The 17,076-nt window shown below is 70.4% G+C and carries 15 protein-coding genes and 1 riboswitch; of the genes, 5 read left to right on the top strand and 10 right to left on the bottom strand.

The window, feature by feature from the left end; all coding sequences use genetic code 11:
• Positions 1-94: 94 nt before the first annotated feature.
• The 5 genes from AC068Z_RS14675 to thrC all read right to left on the bottom strand — a co-directional run bounded on the left by AC068Z_RS14675 (position 95) and on the right by thrC (position 5,590).
• Positions 95-1,225: an NADH:flavin oxidoreductase gene (locus tag AC068Z_RS14675; RefSeq protein WP_478555024.1), complete on the bottom strand. Its 1,131-nt coding sequence runs from the start codon at positions 1,223-1,225 to the stop codon at positions 95-97.
• A 193-nt stretch (positions 1,226-1,418) separates the two neighbouring features.
• On the bottom strand, positions 1,419-3,041 hold the full coding sequence (gene groL, locus AC068Z_RS14680; RefSeq protein ID WP_478555025.1) for a chaperonin GroEL: 1,623 nt from the start codon (positions 3,039-3,041) through the stop codon (positions 1,419-1,421).
• A 359-nt stretch (positions 3,042-3,400) separates the two neighbouring features.
• A complete protein-coding gene (locus AC068Z_RS14685; protein ID WP_004986573.1) occupies positions 3,401-3,604 on the bottom strand; it encodes a cold-shock protein in 204 nt (67 codons plus the stop codon).
• A gap of 430 nt (positions 3,605-4,034) precedes the next feature.
• Positions 4,035-4,310: a MoaD/ThiS family protein gene (locus AC068Z_RS14690; RefSeq protein ID WP_451719045.1), complete on the bottom strand. Its 276-nt coding sequence runs from the start codon at positions 4,308-4,310 to the stop codon at positions 4,035-4,037.
• Positions 4,307-5,590 carry a threonine synthase gene (thrC, locus tag AC068Z_RS14695; RefSeq protein WP_478555027.1) on the bottom strand — a complete coding sequence of 428 codons (1,284 nt, stop codon included), beginning with the start codon at positions 5,588-5,590 and terminating at the stop codon, positions 4,307-4,309. Before thrC ends, AC068Z_RS14690 begins: the two co-directional genes overlap by 4 nt.
• An 18-nt stretch (positions 5,591-5,608) precedes the next feature.
• Positions 5,609-5,767: riboswitch (SAM riboswitch) on the bottom strand.
• Positions 5,768-5,895: 128 nt separating this feature from the next.
• Here thrC and AC068Z_RS14700 point away from each other — a divergent pair.
• Together AC068Z_RS14700 and AC068Z_RS14705 are read left to right on the top strand one after the other, a co-directional pair.
• Positions 5,896-6,840, top strand: coding sequence for a glucosyl-3-phosphoglycerate synthase (locus AC068Z_RS14700; protein ID WP_478555029.1), 945 nt, complete (start codon positions 5,896-5,898; stop codon positions 6,838-6,840).
• 62 nt (positions 6,841-6,902) lie between these two features.
• The gene (locus AC068Z_RS14705; RefSeq protein WP_478555031.1) at positions 6,903-8,381 is read left to right on the top strand and encodes an alpha,alpha-trehalose-phosphate synthase (UDP-forming); all 1,479 of its coding nucleotides are present in this window, start codon (positions 6,903-6,905) and stop codon (positions 8,379-8,381) included.
• 34 nt (positions 8,382-8,415) lie between these two features.
• Here AC068Z_RS14705 and otsB read toward each other — a convergent pair whose 3' ends face one another.
• Genes otsB through AC068Z_RS14720 form a run of 3 tightly spaced genes read right to left on the bottom strand, consistent with a single transcriptional unit; the run spans position 8,416 to position 10,860 of the window.
• Positions 8,416-9,279, bottom strand: a complete 864-nt coding sequence (otsB, locus tag AC068Z_RS14710; protein ID WP_478555033.1) for a trehalose-phosphatase — start codon at positions 9,277-9,279, stop codon at positions 8,416-8,418.
• Positions 9,280-9,323: 44 nt separating this feature from the next.
• Positions 9,324-9,557, bottom strand: a complete 234-nt coding sequence (locus AC068Z_RS14715) for a DUF3263 domain-containing protein (protein ID WP_478555035.1) — start codon at positions 9,555-9,557, stop codon at positions 9,324-9,326.
• A gap of 34 nt (positions 9,558-9,591) precedes the next feature.
• Positions 9,592-10,860 (bottom strand): ABC transporter substrate-binding protein, encoded by a 1,269-nt coding sequence (locus AC068Z_RS14720; RefSeq protein WP_478555037.1) that lies wholly within the window; start codon positions 10,858-10,860, stop codon positions 9,592-9,594.
• Between the two features lie 107 nt (positions 10,861-10,967).
• Between AC068Z_RS14720 and AC068Z_RS14725 the strand changes: the two genes are divergently transcribed.
• The 3 genes from AC068Z_RS14725 (at position 10,968) to AC068Z_RS14735 (ending at position 14,145) form a co-directional block, all read left to right on the top strand.
• Positions 10,968-11,909 carry an ROK family protein gene (locus AC068Z_RS14725; protein WP_478555039.1) on the top strand — a complete coding sequence of 314 codons (942 nt, stop codon included), beginning with the start codon at positions 10,968-10,970 and terminating at the stop codon, positions 11,907-11,909.
• Between the two features lie 56 nt (positions 11,910-11,965).
• The gene (gene nagA / locus AC068Z_RS14730) at positions 11,966-13,099 is read left to right on the top strand and encodes an N-acetylglucosamine-6-phosphate deacetylase (RefSeq protein WP_478555041.1); all 1,134 of its coding nucleotides are present in this window, start codon (positions 11,966-11,968) and stop codon (positions 13,097-13,099) included.
• Between the two features lie 116 nt (positions 13,100-13,215).
• Positions 13,216-14,145 carry a 1-phosphofructokinase family hexose kinase gene (locus tag AC068Z_RS14735; RefSeq protein WP_478555043.1) on the top strand — a complete coding sequence of 310 codons (930 nt, stop codon included), beginning with the start codon at positions 13,216-13,218 and terminating at the stop codon, positions 14,143-14,145.
• Between the two features lies 1 nt (position 14,146).
• Here the strand turns inward: AC068Z_RS14735 and AC068Z_RS14740 are convergent, their stop codons facing one another.
• Together AC068Z_RS14740 and cdgB are read right to left on the bottom strand one after the other, a co-directional pair.
• Positions 14,147-15,076: a carbohydrate-binding protein gene (locus tag AC068Z_RS14740; protein ID WP_478555045.1), complete on the bottom strand. Its 930-nt coding sequence runs from the start codon at positions 15,074-15,076 to the stop codon at positions 14,147-14,149.
• 118 nt (positions 15,077-15,194) lie between these two features.
• Complete coding sequence (gene cdgB, locus AC068Z_RS14745; protein ID WP_478555047.1) at positions 15,195-16,847, bottom strand: diguanylate cyclase CdgB; 1,653 nt, start codon at positions 16,845-16,847, stop codon at positions 15,195-15,197.
• Positions 16,848-17,076: the final 229 nt, after the last annotated feature.

The following is a 17,076-nucleotide window of genomic DNA, read 5'->3' on the forward strand; positions in this document are numbered from 1 at the left end:
ACTGAGGCAACCTTAAGTCAGTTGCTTGACTTACTCAAGAACGCAGATCAGGGCCCCGAGGACCAGCCTCGGGGCCCCGGCCGGCCCGCAGGACTCAGCTCAAGGTCTGGAGCGACGCCGGGTCGTACGGGGTCAGCTCCGCCACCCGGCCCGCCAGCACCTTCTGCGCCCAGTGCGGGTCCTGGAGCAGCGCGCGGCCGACGGCCACCAGGTCGAACTCGTCGCGCTCCAGGCGGTCCAGCAGGTTGTCGAGGCTGCCGATCCCGGCCCCCTCGCCCTGGAAGGCCTTGATGAAGTCGCCGTCCAGACCGACGGAGCCGACGGTGATGGTGGGCTTGCCGGTCAGCTTCTTCGTCCAGCCGGCCAGGTTGAGGTCCGAGCCCTCGAACTCGGGGAGCCAGTAGCGGCGCGTGGAGGCGTGGAAGGCGTCGACGCCGGCCGCCGCGAGCGGGGCGAGGACGGCGTCCAGCTCCTCCGGGGTCTCGGCGAGGCGGACGTCGTAGGCGTCCTGCTTCCACTGCGAGTAGCGGAAGATCACCGGGAAGTCGGCGGAGACGGCCGCGCGTACGGCGGCCACGATCTCCGCGCCGAACCTCGCGCGGGCCACCGGGTCGCCGCCGTAGGCGTCGGTGCGGCGGTTGGTGCCCGCCCACAGGAACTGGTCGATCAGGTAGCCGTGCGCGCCGTGGATCTCGACACCGTCGAACCCGATCCGCTCGGCCGCGCCGGCCGCCTCCGCGAACGCGCCGATGACGTCGTCGAGGTCCTGCCGGGTCATCACCTTGCCGGTCGGCTCGTCGGCGCCGATGCGCAGACCGGAGGGGCCGACGGGCGGGGCGTCGGCGAACGGCGGCTGACCCTGCTGGCGCACCATCCCGATGTGCCACAACTGCGGCACGATACGGCCGCCCGCCGCGTGCACCGCGTCGGCGACCTTCGTCCACCCCGCGAGCTGCTCCGCGCCGTGGAAGCGCGGGACCCGGTCGCTCTGCCCGGCCGAGTCGTGTCCGACGTACGTCCCCTCGGTGACGATCAGACCGACACCGGCGGCGGCCCGGCGGGCGTAGTACGAGACCACGTCCTCGCCGGGGATGCCGCCCGGCGAGAACATGCGGGTCATCGGCGCCATGGCGATGCGGTTGGGCACGGTCAGCCCGTTGATCGAGGTCGGGCGGGACAGGATCTCGGCGGCGCGCGAGGCGGCCTCGGAGGCGGCGACGGTCATGTGGGGGCTCCTTGGGTCGGCAATGATGTATGCGCATACATCTACTGGCCTCAACGACAACGGCCCCGCTCCCGGCCGCATTCCGGGAACCCCCCTGTGACGCCGGACACGCCCGAGGGCGGCACCCCCCGCAGAACAGGGAGTGCCGCCCTCGGCCTTTGGTACTGCGATGAACTCGCGATCCTCGGGAGGATCAGAAGTCCATGTCACCGCCCGGCATGCCGCCCGGAGCGGCCGCGGCGGCCTTCTCCGGCTTGTCGGCGATGACGGCCTCGGTGGTGAGGAACAGCGCGGCGATCGACGCGGCGTTCTGCAGCGCGGAACGCGTCACCTTCGCCGGGTCGATGATGCCCTCGGCGATCATGTCGACGTACTCGCCGGTCGCGGCGTTCAGGCCGTGGCCGACCTGGAGACCGCGGACCTTCTCCACGACGACGCCACCCTCGAGACCGCCGTTGACCGCGATCTGCTTGAGCGGGGCCTCCAGCGCGAGCTTCACGGCGTTGGCGCCGGTCGCCTCGTCACCCTCGAGCTCCAGCTTCTCGAACACCTGGGAGGCCTGGAGCAGGGCCACGCCACCACCGGCGACGATGCCCTCCTCGACGGCCGCCTTCGCGTTGCGAACGGCGTCCTCGATGCGGTGCTTGCGCTCCTTGAGCTCGACCTCGGTCGCGGCACCGGCCTTGATGACGGCCACGCCGCCCGCGAGCTTGGCCAGGCGCTCCTGGAGCTTCTCGCGGTCGTAGTCCGAGTCGCTGTTCTCGATCTCGGCGCGGATCTGGTTGACCCGGCCCTGGACCTGGTCGGAGGAGCCGGCACCGTCGACGATGGTGGTCTCGTCCTTGGTGATGACGACCTTGCGGGCCTTGCCGAGCAGGTCGAGGGTCGTGTTCTCGAGCTTGAGACCGACCTCCTCGGAGATGACCTCGCCACCGGTGAGGATGGCGATGTCGTTCAGCATCGCCTTGCGGCGGTCGCCGAAGCCCGGGGCCTTGACGGCGACGGACTTGAAGGTGCCGCGGATCTTGTTGACGACCAGGGTCGACAGGGCCTCGCCCTCGACGTCCTCGGCGATGATCAGCAGCGGCTTGCCCGACTGCATGACCTTCTCCAGCAGCGGGAGCAGGTCCTTGACGGAGCCGATCTTGGAGTTGGCGATCAGGATGTACGGGTCGTCCAGGGACGCCTCCATACGCTCCATGTCGGTGGCGAAGTACGCCGAGATGTAGCCCTTGTCGAAGCGCATACCCTCGGTGAGCTCCAGCTCCAGACCGAAGGTCTGGGACTCCTCGACGGTGATGACGCCTTCCTTGCCGACCTTGTCCATGGCCTCGGCGATGAGCTCGCCGATCTGGGTGTCGGCGGCGGAGATGGAGGCCGTGGAGGCGATCTGCTCCTTGGTCTCGACGTCCTTCGCCTGCTCCAGCAGGGCGGCGGAGACGGCCTCGACGGCCTTCTCGATACCGCGCTTCAGGGCCATCGGGTTGGCGCCGGCGGCGACGTTGCGCAGGCCCTCGCGGACCAGCGCCTGGGCGAGAACGGTCGCGGTGGTCGTACCGTCACCGGCGACGTCGTCCGTCTTCTTGGCGACTTCCTTGACCAGCTCGGCGCCGATCTTCTCGTACGGGTCCTCGAGCTCGATCTCCTTGGCGATGGAGACACCGTCGTTGGTGATCGTGGGGGCGCCCCACTTCTTCTCGAGGACGACGTTGCGGCCCTTGGGGCCGAGCGTCACCTTCACGGCGTCCGCGAGCTGGTTCATGCCGCGCTCGAGGCCGCGCCGCGCCTCCTCGTCGAACGCGATGATCTTGGCCATGTGAAGTGGTCCCTCCAGGACTGGGGGTGATTCCTTCGGACCGCGCCCGCGCCCGCGACGGACGGCCTGCCTGCCTCGTGGTTCCTTGCCCCACCCGGCCTGCGGCCTCACCGACCCGGTCCTTCGTTGTCACTCTCACCTTCAGAGTGCTAACGCAATGATTAGCACTCGACCCATGCGAGTGCAAGCGGCTCTCGGGGATCGGGCGGGGGCGTCAGCCCTCAGCGAAGCGGGATCCGGCGGGGCGGTCAGCCCCTGGGCGAAGCGGGCACGCGGAAGGGCTCGCACCCAGGGGGTTGGGTCCCCTCGGTGCGAGCCCTTCAGCAGAAGACGTCGCTTGCCGTTCGTTGGTCGCGCGTTCAGGCAGTGACGCGAACCATGTCGGCCTGCGGGCCCTTCTGGCCCTGCGAGATCTCGAACTCGACCCGCTGGCCCTCTTCCAGGGTGCGGTACCCGTCCATCTGGATCGCGCTGTAGTGGACGAAAACATCCGCACCACCGTCGACCGCGATGAAGCCGTACCCCTTCTCCGCGTTGAACCACTTGACGGTGCCCTGAGCCATGCCTAACTCCCCTATTACTGGCCCTTGCACAGATCCGCACTTCGCGGATCCGGGTCAGACCTCACCCCCCACGGTTTGGGGGCGTGCGCCGGAACGCGTCGACCGCGGCTGAATGTATCTGTCCAACTGCCGTCTGCAACAGGTCAATCGGACGAGAATTCTGGACGCAACGGGTCCGGAATGTAGTGAGAATTCGCCCGAATTCAGGGCAAGTCGGGCCCCACAAAAGGAGCACATGTCGCAAAAGGGCCGCACACTTTGGCTGTTTCTCGTCGCATGCGCACTCGGTACTCATATGCGTCCGGCATGGGAAGAGAAGCGGGTTCCCCAACTGTACCGCGCTCAACCATGCAGAATTGCCCCCTCCGTTTGTCTTACGGAGAGGGCAATTCGATGAACTCTCGGTGACGCACCTTACCGACGGTAACGATCAGCCGCCGGCGACGGCCGGAATGATGGAAACTCCGGCGCCGTCGGGGGTCGCCGTCTCCAGGCCCTGCTCGAAGCGGACGTCGTCGTCATTGACGTAGACATTCACGAAACGGCGCAGCTTGCCCTGGTCGTCCAGAACGCGGGCCGCGATCCCGGTGTGGTTCTTCTCCAGGTCGGCGATGACCTCGGAGAGCGTCCCGCCCTCAGCGGCGACCTCGGCCTGGCCGCCGGTGTAGGTGCGCAGGATGGTGGGGATGCGAACGGTCACGCTCATGCGAGGCCAGCCTCTCGGAAGGAGTCCAGGTTCGGACGGATGGTGGCGGTGAGGCCGGTGCCGGCCACCGCGTCAAGGGTCTTGAGGCCGTCGCCGGTGTTGAGGACGACCGTGGTGAGCGACGGGTCCAGCAGGCCGTTGTCGATCAGCTTCTTCGTCACGCCGACCGTCACCCCGCCCGCCGTCTCCGCGAAGATGCCCTCGGTCTGGGCGAGCAGCCGGATCGCGTCGACGACCTGCTCGTCGGTCACGTCCTCCACCGCACCGCCCGTGCGGCGCGCGATGTCCAGGACGTACGGCCCGTCCGCCGGGTTGCCGATGGCCAGCGACTTGGCGATGGTGTTCGGCTTCTGCGGGCGGACGACGTCGTGGCCCTCCTTGAAGGCCGTCGACACCGGCGAGCAGCCGAGCGCCTGCGCACCGAAGATCTTGTACGGCTTGTCCTCGACGAGCCCGAGCTTGATCAGCTCCTGCAGACCCTTGTCGATCTTCGTGAGCTGCGAGCCGGAGGCGATCGGCACGACCAGCTGGTCCGGCAGCCGCCAGCCGAGCTGCTCGCAGATCTCGTACGCCAGGGTCTTGGACCCCTCCGCGTAGTACGGCCGCAGGTTGACGTTGACGAAGCCCCAGCCCTCGCCGGCCGGGTCACCGATCAGCTCGGAGCAGAAACGGTTCACATCGTCGTAGTTGCCCTCGATCCCGACGAGCTCACCGCCGTAGACCGCGGCCATGACGACCTTGCCCTGCTCCAGGTCGTGCGGGATGAACACGCAGGAACGGAAGCCGGCGCGGGCGGCGGCGGCGCCGACGGCACCGGCCAGGTTGCCCGTGGAGGAGCAGCTCAGCGTCGTGAAGCCGAAGGCGCGCGCGGCCTCGAGGGCCTGGGCGACGACGCGGTCCTTGAAGGAGTGCGTCGGGTTGCCGGAGTCGTCCTTCACATACAACCCGCCGGTCACACCGAGCTCGCGGGCCAGGTTGTCGGCCTTGACGAGCTTGGTCCAGCCGGGGTTGAGGTTGGGCTTGTCGGCCACGTCCGCGGGGACGGGCAGCAGCGGCGCGTAGCGCCAGATGTTCGCGGGTCCCGCTTCGATGCGCTTGCGGAGCTCCTCGGTGTCGTAGTCCGAGAAGTCGTAGGCGATCTCCAGCGGGCCGAAACACTCCTCGCACGCGAAGACCGGTCCGAGGGGTACCCGGTGACCACACTCGCGGCAGCTCAGGGCGGCGGCGGGACCGAGGTCGACGGTGGGATTCGAGGTGGTTGCGACAGTCTGCACAGCCATGTGAGGCGAGGCCCTTTCTCCTCATCTTCCTCACGACGCATCTCGCCGTGAGACGGATTTGGCACCTTCCCTAGCCGGGAGCCTCGCGAGGACGATCGACAGTGATCGCTACGAGAACCGACTGGAGGGTTGCCGGGGCTTCATCGGGCCGTATCCCTCTGCCCCTCTGGATGAGCGGTATGTAGTTGTATACGCAAACGACCCCCGACATGCGATGGTCATCAGCGTTGCTCAAGACTGTAACCGAAGGCCAGGACAGTGGAGAGTGCCGTCCGAACCGCGAGACACGTGAGGAGCCGCAGACTGTGCTGGAAGAAGTCGAGCGCTGGCTGAGCACCCGCTCCTGGTCCGTGTGTGATCGGCCGCTGCACCAGATCCTCGCCGCGAAGCGCGGATCGGGCCAGTCGGTCTCCGTCGTGCTGCCCGCGCTCAACGAGGAGGAGACGGTCGGCGACATCGTCGCCGTGATCCGGCACGACCTGATGCAGCAGGTCCCGCTGGTCGACGAGATCGTCGTCGTCGACTCCGGCTCCACCGACCGCACCGCCGAGGTCGCCGCGGCGGCCGGGGCGACGGTCGTGCACCGGGACGCGATCCTCCCCCGGATCCCCGCCGTGCCCGGCAAGGGCGAGGTGCTGTGGCGCTCGCTGCTGGTCACGCGCGGCGACATCGTCTGCTTCGTCGACGCGGACCTGAAGGATTTCTCCTCGGACTTCGTCTCCGGGATCGTCGGCCCGCTGCTCACCGACCCGGGGGTGCAGCTGGTCAAGGCGATGTACGACCGCCCGCTCGGGCAGGCGGCCGGGCAGGGCGGCCGGGTCACCGAGCTGATGGCCCGCCCGCTGCTGAACATGCACTGGCCGCAGCTCGCCGGGTTCGTCCAGCCGCTCGGCGGGGAGTACGCGGCCCGCCGCTCCCTGCTGGAACAGCTCCCCTTCCCGGTCGGCTACGGCGTGGAGCTCGGCATGCTGGTCGACGCGCTGCACCTGGTGGGCCTGGACGCGCTGGCCCAGGTGGACGTCGGGGTGCGCAAGCACCGGCACCAGGACGGGCAGGCACTCGGCCGGATGTCCGCCGCGATCTACCGCACCGCACAGCTCCGGCTGGCCCGGGGCCATCTCGTCCGGCCCGCGCTCACCCAGTTCGAGCGCGGCGAGGACGGTTTCGAGCCGCGCACCTACTCGGTGGACACCGAGGAACGGCCACCGATGGTGGAGATCGCGGAGTACGCCTCGCGCAAGGTGGCGTAACCCACGCCCCGGCGCGCCGCTCGTACGTTTGAGCGTTTCCGGCACGGGCTAGGTTGGAGCACATGGCTTCCACGTACGGTGCCGCTGAAGTGCTGGTCGCGTCGAATCGCGGCCCGGTCTCCTACGAAGTGCGGTCGGACGGCTCGCTGCGCGCCAAGCGCGGGGGCGGTGGACTGGTGTCGGGCCTCTCGGCCATCGGCCCGGACGCCGGTGCCCTGTGGGTGTGCTCCGCGCTGTCCGACGGCGACCGCGAGGCGGTCGCGCGCGGGGTGGGCGAGGACGGCGTACGGATGCTCGCCATCCCGGCCGAGGTGCACGCCGACGCGTACAACGGCATCGCCAACTCCGTGCTCTGGTTCGTCCACCACATGCTGTACCAGACGCCACTGGAACCGGTGTTCGACGCGGAGTTCCGGCGGCAGTGGGCGTCGTACGAGACCTACAACCGCGCCTTCGCCGAGGCGCTGGCCGAGGAGGCGGCGGAGGGCGCCGCGGTGCTGGTGCAGGACTACCACCTGTGCCTGGTGCCGGGGATGCTCCGCGAACTCCGCCCGGACCTGCGCATCGGCCACTTCTCGCACACGCCGTGGGCACCGCACGAGTACTTCCGGATGCTGCCGGACGACATCCGCTCGCAGCTGGTGTGGGGGATGCTCGGCGCGGACCGGCTGGGCTTCCTCACCAACCGGTGGGCGCACACCTTCATGGCCTGCGCGAACGAGATCGACGGTGAGCGGATCACCGCCTACTCGCCGGTCCCCAGCAAGCCGAAGTCGATCGAGCACACGGCGACCGGCCGGCCGCCGCTGTCGACCACCTGGATCGGCGTGCACGGCCTCGGGGCCGACGCCGAGTTCCTGCGCGCCCGCTCGCACGAGGCCGACGTCGAGGAACGGATGGCGGCGCTCCGGACGGAGATCGGCACGGGGCCCGACGGGGAGCCGCGCAAGACGATCGTCCGGGTGGACCGGACCGAGCTGTCGAAGAACATCGTGCGCGGGCTGCTGTCCTACCGGCAGCTCCTCGACGAGCACCCCGAGTGGCGCGAGCGGGTCGTGCACGTGGCCTTCGCCTACCCCTCCCGGCAGGACCTGGCGGTGTACCGGGAGTACACGGCGGAGGTCCAGCGGCTCGCGGACGAGATCAACTCGGCGTACGGCACCCCGGGTTGGACACCGGTCGTGCTGCACGTCAAGGACGACTTCGCGCGCTCGCTCGCCGCGTACCGGATCGCCGACGTGGCCCTGGTCAACCCCGTCCGGGACGGCATGAACCTGGTCGCCAAGGAGGTGCCGGTCGTCTCCGACGAGGGGTGCGCGCTGGTGCTGTCCCGGGAGGCGGGGGCGTACGAGGAGCTGCGCGAGGACGCGATCGTGGTGAACCCCTACGACGTGCTGGGCACCGCGAGCGCCCTGCACGAGGCGCTCACGATGCCGGCCCATGAGCGGGCCGAGCGGACGAAGCGCCTCGCCGCGGCGGCGACGGCGCTGCCGCCCGCCCAGTGGTTCCTGGAGCAGTTGCGGGCGCTGACGGCGAACTAGGCCCTGGTGCCGGACACCGCGCGACAGACAGACCCTAGGTCCCGTCCCGGTCCAGCCGTGCCGCGAGGCTCCGGAGCAGGCCCACCACCCCCGCCGGGCCCTTGACCACCAGGTCCGCGCGCTTCTCCAGCTCCGGGACCTCCTCGCTGCCGCTGCAGACCAGGAGGCCCGGGGTGCCTTCGGTGCGGAGTCTGTCGACGGCGGCGAAGGCGGGGAGGTCACCGAGGTCGTCACCGGCGTAGAGGACCGCGGTCGCGTCGATCTCGCGGACGTACTCCAGCAGGGCGACGCCCTTGTCCATGCCGGGCGGGCGCAGTTCCAGGACCATCCGGCCCGGTTCGACGATCAGGCCGTGCCGGGCGGCGAGTTCGGTGAGGGGTTCGCGCAGCGCCTCGAAGGCGGCCTGCGGGTCGGCGGCACGGCGGGTGTGCACGGCGACCGCGCGGCCCTTCTCCTCGATCCAGGTGCCGCGCCAGGCGCCGACGCCGTCGAGGACGCCGGGCAGTTCGGCGCGGACGGCGGCGACTCCGGGGTCGGGGGCGGGGGCGCTGACGGTGCCGGTGACGGCGTCCCAGCGTTCGGCGCCGTAATGGCCGAGGACGACGAGGTGCTCCAGGCCGGGGACGCCGGCGAAACCGCCGTAGCGCACGGCTACGCCGGCCGGGCGGCCGGTGACGACCGCGACGGCGGCGAGTTTCGGCGCGAGTCCGGCCAGTACGGGGGCCGCGTCCGGGTGGGCGCGGGCCTGCTCGGGGTCCGGGACGATCGGCGCGAGCGTCCCGTCGAAGTCAAGCGCGATCACCGCGCGCCCCGGCTCCCGGAGGATCGCGTCGAGCCCCGCCTGCCCGGCAGGGGTGGCGGGGGTCGGCAGAGGGGTCGAGTCCATGTGGCTGCCCATACCGGCGACCCTATCCAGGCCCACCCCCGTCGGTCAGCAGGGCCTCACCGCTCAGCCCGCCGGGACTCGCGTATCCGGCGCAGCCGGTTCACCGTGACCGGGTCGTGGGCCAGGGCCCGCTCGTCGTCCAGGAGGGCGTTCAGCAACTGGTAGTAGCGCACGGGCGCCAGGCCGAGCTCCTCGCGTATGGCGCGTTCCTTCGCGCCCGGGCCCGGGAAGCCGCGGCGTTCCAGGGCGAGGACGGCCTGCTCCCTGCGGTTCAGCGGCTCCCGTTCCATACCCGCACCGTAGCTGTCGGCACTGACAGTGCGGCTACTCCGCGCTCTCCTCGGCCGCCGCCGTCGCCTGGAGCTCGCGCAGCACGGTCGCCGGGTCGCCGCTGGAGGAGACCGCCTTGCCGATCTTCTTCTTCACCGCCGCGCTGACCGCCGCCCAGGACGTCCGGCCCACCGGGTACAGCTCGGAGGAGGGCAGCGCCTTCAGGAACGGCTTCAGGTCGGCGTCCTGCTTCGCCGTGCTCATGACGTCGGAGACCGCGTTCGTCACGGGCAGCAGGTCGTACTCGCGGGAGAAGGCGAGCACGTTCTTCTCCTCGTAGACGAAGTCGAGGAAGTCGCCGACCTCCTCCGCGTGCCCGTTCTGCTTGAACGCCATCATCCAGTCGGCGACGCCCATGGAGACCTCGCTCGGCCCGTCGGCGCCGGGCATCGGCACCATGCCGAAGTCCACGCCCTTGGCCTTGGCCGCCTTCATCAGCGAGGGGTGCCCGTTGAGCATGCCGACCTCGCCGTCCGTGAACGCCTCGAAGGCGTCCGCGCGGTTCAGCGTGGCGGGCGGGACCGGACCGGTCAGACCCTGGCCGACCAGCTCGTCGTTCAGCCAGTCGAACGTGGCGATGTTCTCCGCCGAGTCGATGTTGTAGGTCCCGGCGTCGGTGTCGGTGTAGCCGCCCCCGCCGCTGAGCAGCCACTGCATGGTCTCGGCCTGCGCCTCCTCCGGCCCGAGCGGCAGCGCGTACGGGTACTTCACCCCGTCCGCCTTGAGCGCCTCGGCGTCCGCCGCCAGCTCCTGCCAGGTCTGCGGGGCGGATATCCCGGCCTTCTCGAAGAGGCTCTTGTTGTAGAACAGCAGCCGCGTGGAGGAGGCGAACGGCATCCCGTACTGGATGCCGTTGACCGCGCCCGCCGAGGCGAACTGCGGGAGGAAGTCGGCCTGGGTGGTGATCGAGAGCAGCTCGCTCGCGGTGTACAGCTTCCCGGCCTTCGCGTAGTCCGCGTACGCCCCGATCTGCGCCAGGTCGGGCGCCTTCCCGGCGTCGACCAGCTCCTTGACCTCCCGGTCCACGTCGGTCCAGGAGTAGACGCTGACCTCGACGTTCACATCGGGGTGGTCCTTCTCGTACGCGTCGACCAGCGCGTCCCAGTACTTCTTGGAGCTGTTGGCCGCGCTGTCGCCGTAGTCCGCCGCGACGAGTCGCAGTGTCACCTCGTCCGATCCCCCGGTCAGGCCGCAGCCGCCGAGCGCCGCCGTCATCCCGAGGGCGGACACCGCCGCGATCATTGCCGTCCTACGCCGCTGCACTGCCTATGTCCCCAACCCGAAGCGAAAACTTTCGAAACAACGTCATAAGGTCTACACCACCTTAGTGGACTAGACCTCTCACGGGTAGACGGGCCACACTGTCCCCCGTGAGACATGTCATCGCCCTCGACGTGGGCGGCACCGGGATGAAGGCCGCCCTGATCGGGGCGGACGGCGCGCTGCTGCACCAGACCCGCAGGGCGACCGGACGCGAGCGCGGACCCGACGCGGTCGTCGCGAACATCCTCGACTTCACCGCCGAACTGCGGGCCCACGGCGAGCGGACCCTCGGCGAACCGGCCGCCGCGGCCGGCGTCGCCGTCCCCGGCATCGTCGACGAGGCGTCCGGCGTGGCCGCCTACGCGGCCAACCTGGGCTGGCGGGACGTCCCCCTGCGCGAGCTGATCGGCGCCGAGCTGGGCATCCCGGTCGCCCTCGGCCACGACGTGCGCACCGGCGGCCTCGCCGAGGGCCGGGTCGGCGCGGGCCGGGGTGCGGACCGGTTCCTGTTCGTGGCCCTCGGCACCGGCATCGCGGGCGCGATCGGCGTGGACGGCCGGGTGGAGGCGGGGGCGCACGGTTTCGCGGGCGAGATCGGCCATGTAGTCGTACGCCCCGGAGGCACCCCCTGCCCCTGCGGGCAGCGCGGCTGTCTGGAACGGTTCGCGTCCGCGGCGGCGGTCAGCGAGGCCTGGGCGGCGGCCGGCGGGGACCCCGAAGCCGACGCGGCCGACTGCGCGAAGGCCGTCACGTCCGGCGACCCGAACGCCGTACGAGTCTGGACCGACGCCGTCGACGCCCTCGCCGACGGCCTGGTCACCGCCCTCACCCTGCTGGACCCCCGCACCCTGATCATCGGTGGCGGCCTGGCGGAGGCGGGGGAAACCTTGTTCACACCACTGCGGGACGCCGTCCGGCAGAGGGTCACGTTCCAGAAGCTGCCGTCGATCGTCCCAGCGGCACTGGGGGACGCGGCGGGATGCATCGGCGCCGGGCTACTGGCCTGGGATCTTCTCGACACTACTGACGGCACGGAGGTAACGACCTGATGGCAACTCCCCCAGGGGCGCGGGGAACTGCGCGATCGACTCCCACCGGCCCGCAGATGATCCTCAAGGGAGCCCACGTAGCCGTTCCCACAGGAGTCGTCGAGAAGGGCGAGGTGGTCATCGAGGGCGACCGCATCATCGCCACCGCCCGAGAGAACGCCCAGGTCATCGACGTAACCGGCCACTACGTAGTCCCCGGCTTCGTGGACATCCACAACCACGGAGGGGGCGGCGCCAGTTTCACCTCCGGCACCGTCGACGACGTGCTCAAGGGCATCGAGACCCACCGCAGACACGGCACCACCACCCTCGTCGCCTCCACCGTCACCGGCGACATGGACTTCCTCGCCCAGCGCGCCGGCCTCCTGTCCGAACTCGCCGAGCAGGGCGACATCGCCGGGATCCACTTCGAGGGCCCGTTCATCTCCCCCTGCCGCAAGGGCGCCCACTCCGAGGAACTGCTGCGCGACCCCGACCCCGCCGAGGTCCGCAAGCTGATCGACGCCGCGCGCGGCCGGGCCAGGATGGTCACCCTCGCCACCGAACTCCCCGGCGGCCTCGACTCCGTGCGGCTGCTCGCCGAACACGGCGTCATCGCGGCGATCGGGCACACGGACGCGACGTACGAGCAGACCGTGCAGGCGATCGACGCGGGCGCCACCGTGGCCACGCACCTGTTCAACGCGATGCCCGCCCTCGGCCACCGCGCCCCCGGCCCGATCGCGGCCCTCCTGGAGGACGACCGGATCACCGTCGAGCTGATCAACGACGGTACGCATCTGCACCCCGCCTCCCTCCAGCTGGCGTTCCATCACGCGGGCGCGGGCCGGGTCGCGTTCATCACCGACGCGATGGACGCGGCCGGCTTCGGGGACGGTCGCTACATGCTCGGCCCGCTGGAGGTCGAGGTCGCCGACGGCGTCGCCCGTCTGGTGGAGGGCGGCTCGATCGCGGGCTCCACGCTCACCCTGGACCGGGCCTTCAAGCGCGCGGTGACGATCGACGGGCTCTCGGTGGCGGACGCGGTGACGGCCCTGTCCGCCAACCCGGCCCGCCTGCTCGGGATGTCGGACGAGATCGGCTCGCTGGAGCCGGGCAAGTACGCCGACCTGGTCCTCCTGGACGCCTCCTTCGACCTCAAGGGCGTGCTGCGCCGGGGCGAATGGGTCGTAGATCCCCAACTGGGCTGATCCGTCCGGGCCCAGCGCGACGGCGGCCGTTCCGAGGGCTGGGACGACCGCCGTCTGTTTGGCATGATCGGGACCGGAAGAGACGGCACCACTTACTTCGGGGGAGGTCGGCCCGGGTGATCCTCACGGTCACGCTGAACACCGCTCTCGACATCACGTACCGCGTACGGGCCCTGCGCCCGCACACCTCGCACCGGGTCTCCGAGGTCCTCGAACGCCCCGGCGGCAAGGGCCTGAACGTGGCACGGGTGCTGGCGGCCCTCGGTCACGAGGTGACCGTCACCGGTTTCGTGGGCGGCGCCACGGGCCGCGTGGTGCGCGAGCAACTGACCGCCGTCGAAGGGGTGCGCGACGCGCTCGTCCCGCTCACCGGCCCAACGCGCCGCACGATAGCGATAGTCGACGAACTGACCGGCGACACCACACAGCTCAACGAGGCGGGCCCGCTCGTCACCCCCGCCGAGTGGTCGGCCTTCCAGCGGTCCTACGACGAACTGCTCGCCGCCGCCGACGCGGTGGCCCTGTGCGGCAGCCTGCCGCCGGGCGTGCCGGTGGGCGCGTACGCGGGGCTGGTCCGCGCGGCACGTGCGGCGGGCGTCCCGGTCCTCCTGGACACCAGCGGCGAACCGCTGCGCCGGGCCGTCGCCGCCCGCCCCGACATCATCAAGCCCAACGCCGACGAGCTGGCCGAACTGACCGGTTCCCACGAGCCGTTGCGCGCCACCCAGGACGCCCGCCGACGCGGGGCCCACGCGGTGGTCGCCTCCCTGGGCGCCGGGGGCCTGCTCGCCCACACGCCGGAGGGCCGCTGGCGCGCGACCCCACCAGCCACCCTGCACGGCAACCCGACAGGCGCGGGCGACGCGGCGGTCGCGGGCCTCCTGTCGGGCCTGGTCGAAAACCTCCCCTGGCCGACCCGCCTGACCCGCGCGACGGCCCTGTCGACGGCGAGCGTACTGGCACCGGTGGCGGGGGAGTTCGACCGCCGGGCCTACGAGGACCTGCTGGGCCGGGTGGCCGTCGCTCAGGAGGCCAGCGCGGCCTGAACTAGCCCTTGACCTGGCCTTCCTTGATCCACAGCTGGTCCAGCAGGACGTTGCACTTGTCACCGTCACCGCAGGAGATCGCGATGGTGTTAGTGCCCTTGTTGAGGGTGGGCCAGGCGTAGGTCTCGGTCCAGCCCTTGGAGAAGTCGCCGCCCTTGGTGTGGGTGAAGTTGCCCAGGTTCAGCTTGCTGCCGAAGGGCTTGCCGTTGACGGTCAGCGTCATCGACTGGTCCTCGTCGGTGGTGCTGAAGCGCGTGAACAGCGTGTAGGTGCCGTCCTTCGGGATGCCGTCGACCGTCCAGGTGACCGAGGCGCCGGGCTGGTTGAGGCCGGTGACGTAGGAGCCCGCGTTGGCGCCCTGCACGTCCGAGGCCACGGTCACTCCGGCCGAGAGGCGCAGCGCCTTCGCGTCCGACTCCGGCAGATCCGCCTCTTCCTCCGCGCTGCTGCCCTGCGAAGGGGTCGGGTCCGTGCTCTCCGTCTGGGTCGGGGTGGAGTCGGCCTGGTTGTCGGTGCCGCCCTCGCCGTCGTCGCCGCCCGCCATCGCGACCGCGATGCCGATGACGACCGCGGCGACCACCGCGACGGCGCCGATCAGCAGGCCCTTGGTGTTCGGGCCGCGCCCGCGGCCACCGCCGCCGCCGTTGTAGGACGGGCTCGGCGACACGGTGGTCTGGGCGCCGCCCGGGAAGGTCTCCGGAGCCGCGTAGTGCGTGTTCGGCTGGCCGTACGCGCCCTGCTGCTGCGGCACCTGCGGAGCCGTCTGCTGGCCGTACTGCCGCTGGCCGACCGAGCGCACCCGGTTCACCGAGTTCGGGTAGCCGTAGCCACCGGACGGCGGCTGGGCCCCATTGGCCTGCCCGTCGGCGTAGAGGTAGCCGAACGGGTCGTCGTCCTCGGGCGTGGTGCCGCCGTTGTTGCCGGACGTCATCCCTTGGTCTCCTCACCAGGTGCGGGGCTGTTGCGGTACGTGTGACGAAGGGCGAGCCTACCCGCTCCGGCTGACCCAAACGGGTGACTCAGACCGCATCAACTCACTGACCTGGCATTCATCCCGCGCGTCTGTGCTGTTTGGGACGAGATCGTTTCTCTACGTACATCCGCTCGTCGGCGGACTTCAGCACCTCGTCCGCGGTCATGCCGCAGTGTGCCCACCCGATCCCGAAGCTGGCCCCCACCCGCATGGCGCGGCCGTCGACCCGGATCGGCTGGATGATCTCGTTGCGCAGGCGTACGGCCAGGTCCTGGGCGTCGGCACGGCCGAGTCCGTCGGCCAGCACCACGAACTCGTCACCGCCGAGCCGGGCCACCGTGTCGCCGTCCCGGACGCCCCGGGAGAGCCGCCGGGCGACCTCGATGAGGACCGCGTCACCCGCGTTGTGCCCGAACCGGTCGTTGATCGACTTGAAGCCGTCGAGGTCGCAGAAGAGCACCGCGAGCCCCTTGGTGCCGTCGTCATGTTCACTCTCGGGGGCGACGGTGTGCACATGGTGGTCGTAGCCGTCGAAGGACTCGGCGCCGGGCCGGAAGTCGAAGCCGTGGCCGTTGACGTCGAAGGCGGGGTGGCCGAAGGCCGCGTCGACCGACTCCAGGGCGCCCGCCTGGGTGGACCGCTGGCACAGCCGCGAGGACAGGCGGGAGCGCAGCTCGGCGGAGTTCGGCAGGCCGGTGAGGGAGTCGTGGGAGGCGCGGTGGGCGAGCTGGAGCTCGCGCCGCTTGCGCTCCTCTATGTCCTCGACGTGGGTGAGCAGGAACCGCGGTCCGTCGGCCGCGTCGGCGACGACGCTGTTGCGCAGGGACACCCACACATAGGTGCCGTCGCGGCGGCCCAGGCGGAGCTCCGCGCGCCCGCCCTCCGCCGACGTCCGCAGCAGCGTCCCGATGTCCTCGGGGTGGACCAGGTCGGAGAAGGAGTAGCGGCGCATCGCGGAGGCGGGGCGGCCGAGGAGGCGGCACAGGGCGTCGTTGGTCCGCAGGATGCGGCCGTGCTGGTCGCCGCCCATCTCGGCGATGGCCATGCCGGAGGGGGCGTACTCGAAGGCCTGCCTGAAGCTTTCCTCGCTGGCCCGCAGCGCCTGCTGGTCCCGCTCCAGCCTGACCAGTGCCCGCTGCATATTCGCACGTAGACGCGCGTTGCTGATCGCGATGGCGGCCTGGAAGGCGTACATCTGCAGGGCCTCGCGCCCCCACGCGCCCGGCAGCCTGCCGTTGCGCGGCCGGTCCACGGACAGGACGCCGATCAGCTCGCCGCTGGCGCCGCCGTGCACACCCGGGGTGTACATGGGCGCGAAGAGCCGGTCCGAGGGGTGCCACTCGTCCTCGAAGCGGGGCGCGGGTCCGTCGGTGTACCACTGCGGGACGTCGTCGTCGTCGAGGACCCAGCCCTCGGTGTGCGGTATGAACACCAGGTCGCCCCAGTGCTCGCCCATGGCGAGCCGGCGCTCCCAGGACTCGCGGGAGCCGGTGCGGCCGGTGATCAGGGCCTCGGCGGCGGGGTTGCCGGCGAGGGCGGCGACGACGAGGTCGCCGTCGGGCCGGACCAGGTTGACGCACGCCAGCTCGTAGCCCAGGCCGGTGACGACGCCGTCGGCGACGGTCTGCAGTGTGTCCGCCAGGCTGCGCGCGGTGTTCATGTCCGCCATGACCTGGTGCAGTTGTCGCAGGGTCGCAAGACGGACGTACGGCTCCGACTCGGTCTCCATGTCGCCCTCCCCCCGAGACCTCGCAGCGAATCAAGGGTTGTTCTTCGGCGTCTTTTCCTTCGGGTGCCCTTGCCGTTCTTGATGAAGGTTCCCCGCCACTGAATCACAGCGCGCTGCCCACTCGGTACACAGGGTCAACAATTACTGCCCCTTGTGACTCAAGTCACAGCGAAAGATGAACAATTGAGCGGTGTTTCTGCGTTTTTCCTGTGCGTTTACTGAACGCAAA

The sequence above is a fragment of the Streptomyces sp. NPDC043726 genome (assembly GCF_056436565.1).

Coding starts and splice junctions, on each gene's coding strand:
- AC068Z_RS14740 (WP_478555045.1), bottom strand. CDS start 15,076: ATGACGTCCGGCAACAACGGCGGCACCACGCCCGAGGACGACGACCCG.
- AC068Z_RS14715 (WP_478555035.1), bottom strand. CDS start 9,557: ATGGAACGGGAGCCGCTGAACCGCAGGGAGCAGGCCGTCCTCGCCCTG.
- AC068Z_RS14685 (WP_004986573.1), bottom strand. CDS start 3,604: ATGGCTCAGGGCACCGTCAAGTGGTTCAACGCGGAGAAGGGGTACGGC.
- AC068Z_RS14675 (WP_478555024.1), bottom strand. CDS start 1,225: ATGACCGTCGCCGCCTCCGAGGCCGCCTCGCGCGCCGCCGAGATCCTG.
- AC068Z_RS14690 (WP_451719045.1), bottom strand. CDS start 4,310: ATGAGCGTGACCGTTCGCATCCCCACCATCCTGCGCACCTACACCGGC.
- otsB (WP_478555033.1), bottom strand. CDS start 9,279: ATGGGCAGCCACATGGACTCGACCCCTCTGCCGACCCCCGCCACCCCT.
- groL (WP_478555025.1), bottom strand. CDS start 3,041: ATGGCCAAGATCATCGCGTTCGACGAGGAGGCGCGGCGCGGCCTCGAG.
- AC068Z_RS14705 (WP_478555031.1), top strand. CDS start 6,903: ATGGCTTCCACGTACGGTGCCGCTGAAGTGCTGGTCGCGTCGAATCGC.
- cdgB (WP_478555047.1), bottom strand. CDS start 16,847: ATGGAGACCGAGTCGGAGCCGTACGTCCGTCTTGCGACCCTGCGACAA.
- nagA (WP_478555041.1), top strand. CDS start 11,966: ATGATCCTCAAGGGAGCCCACGTAGCCGTTCCCACAGGAGTCGTCGAG.
- thrC (WP_478555027.1), bottom strand. CDS start 5,590: ATGGCTGTGCAGACTGTCGCAACCACCTCGAATCCCACCGTCGACCTC.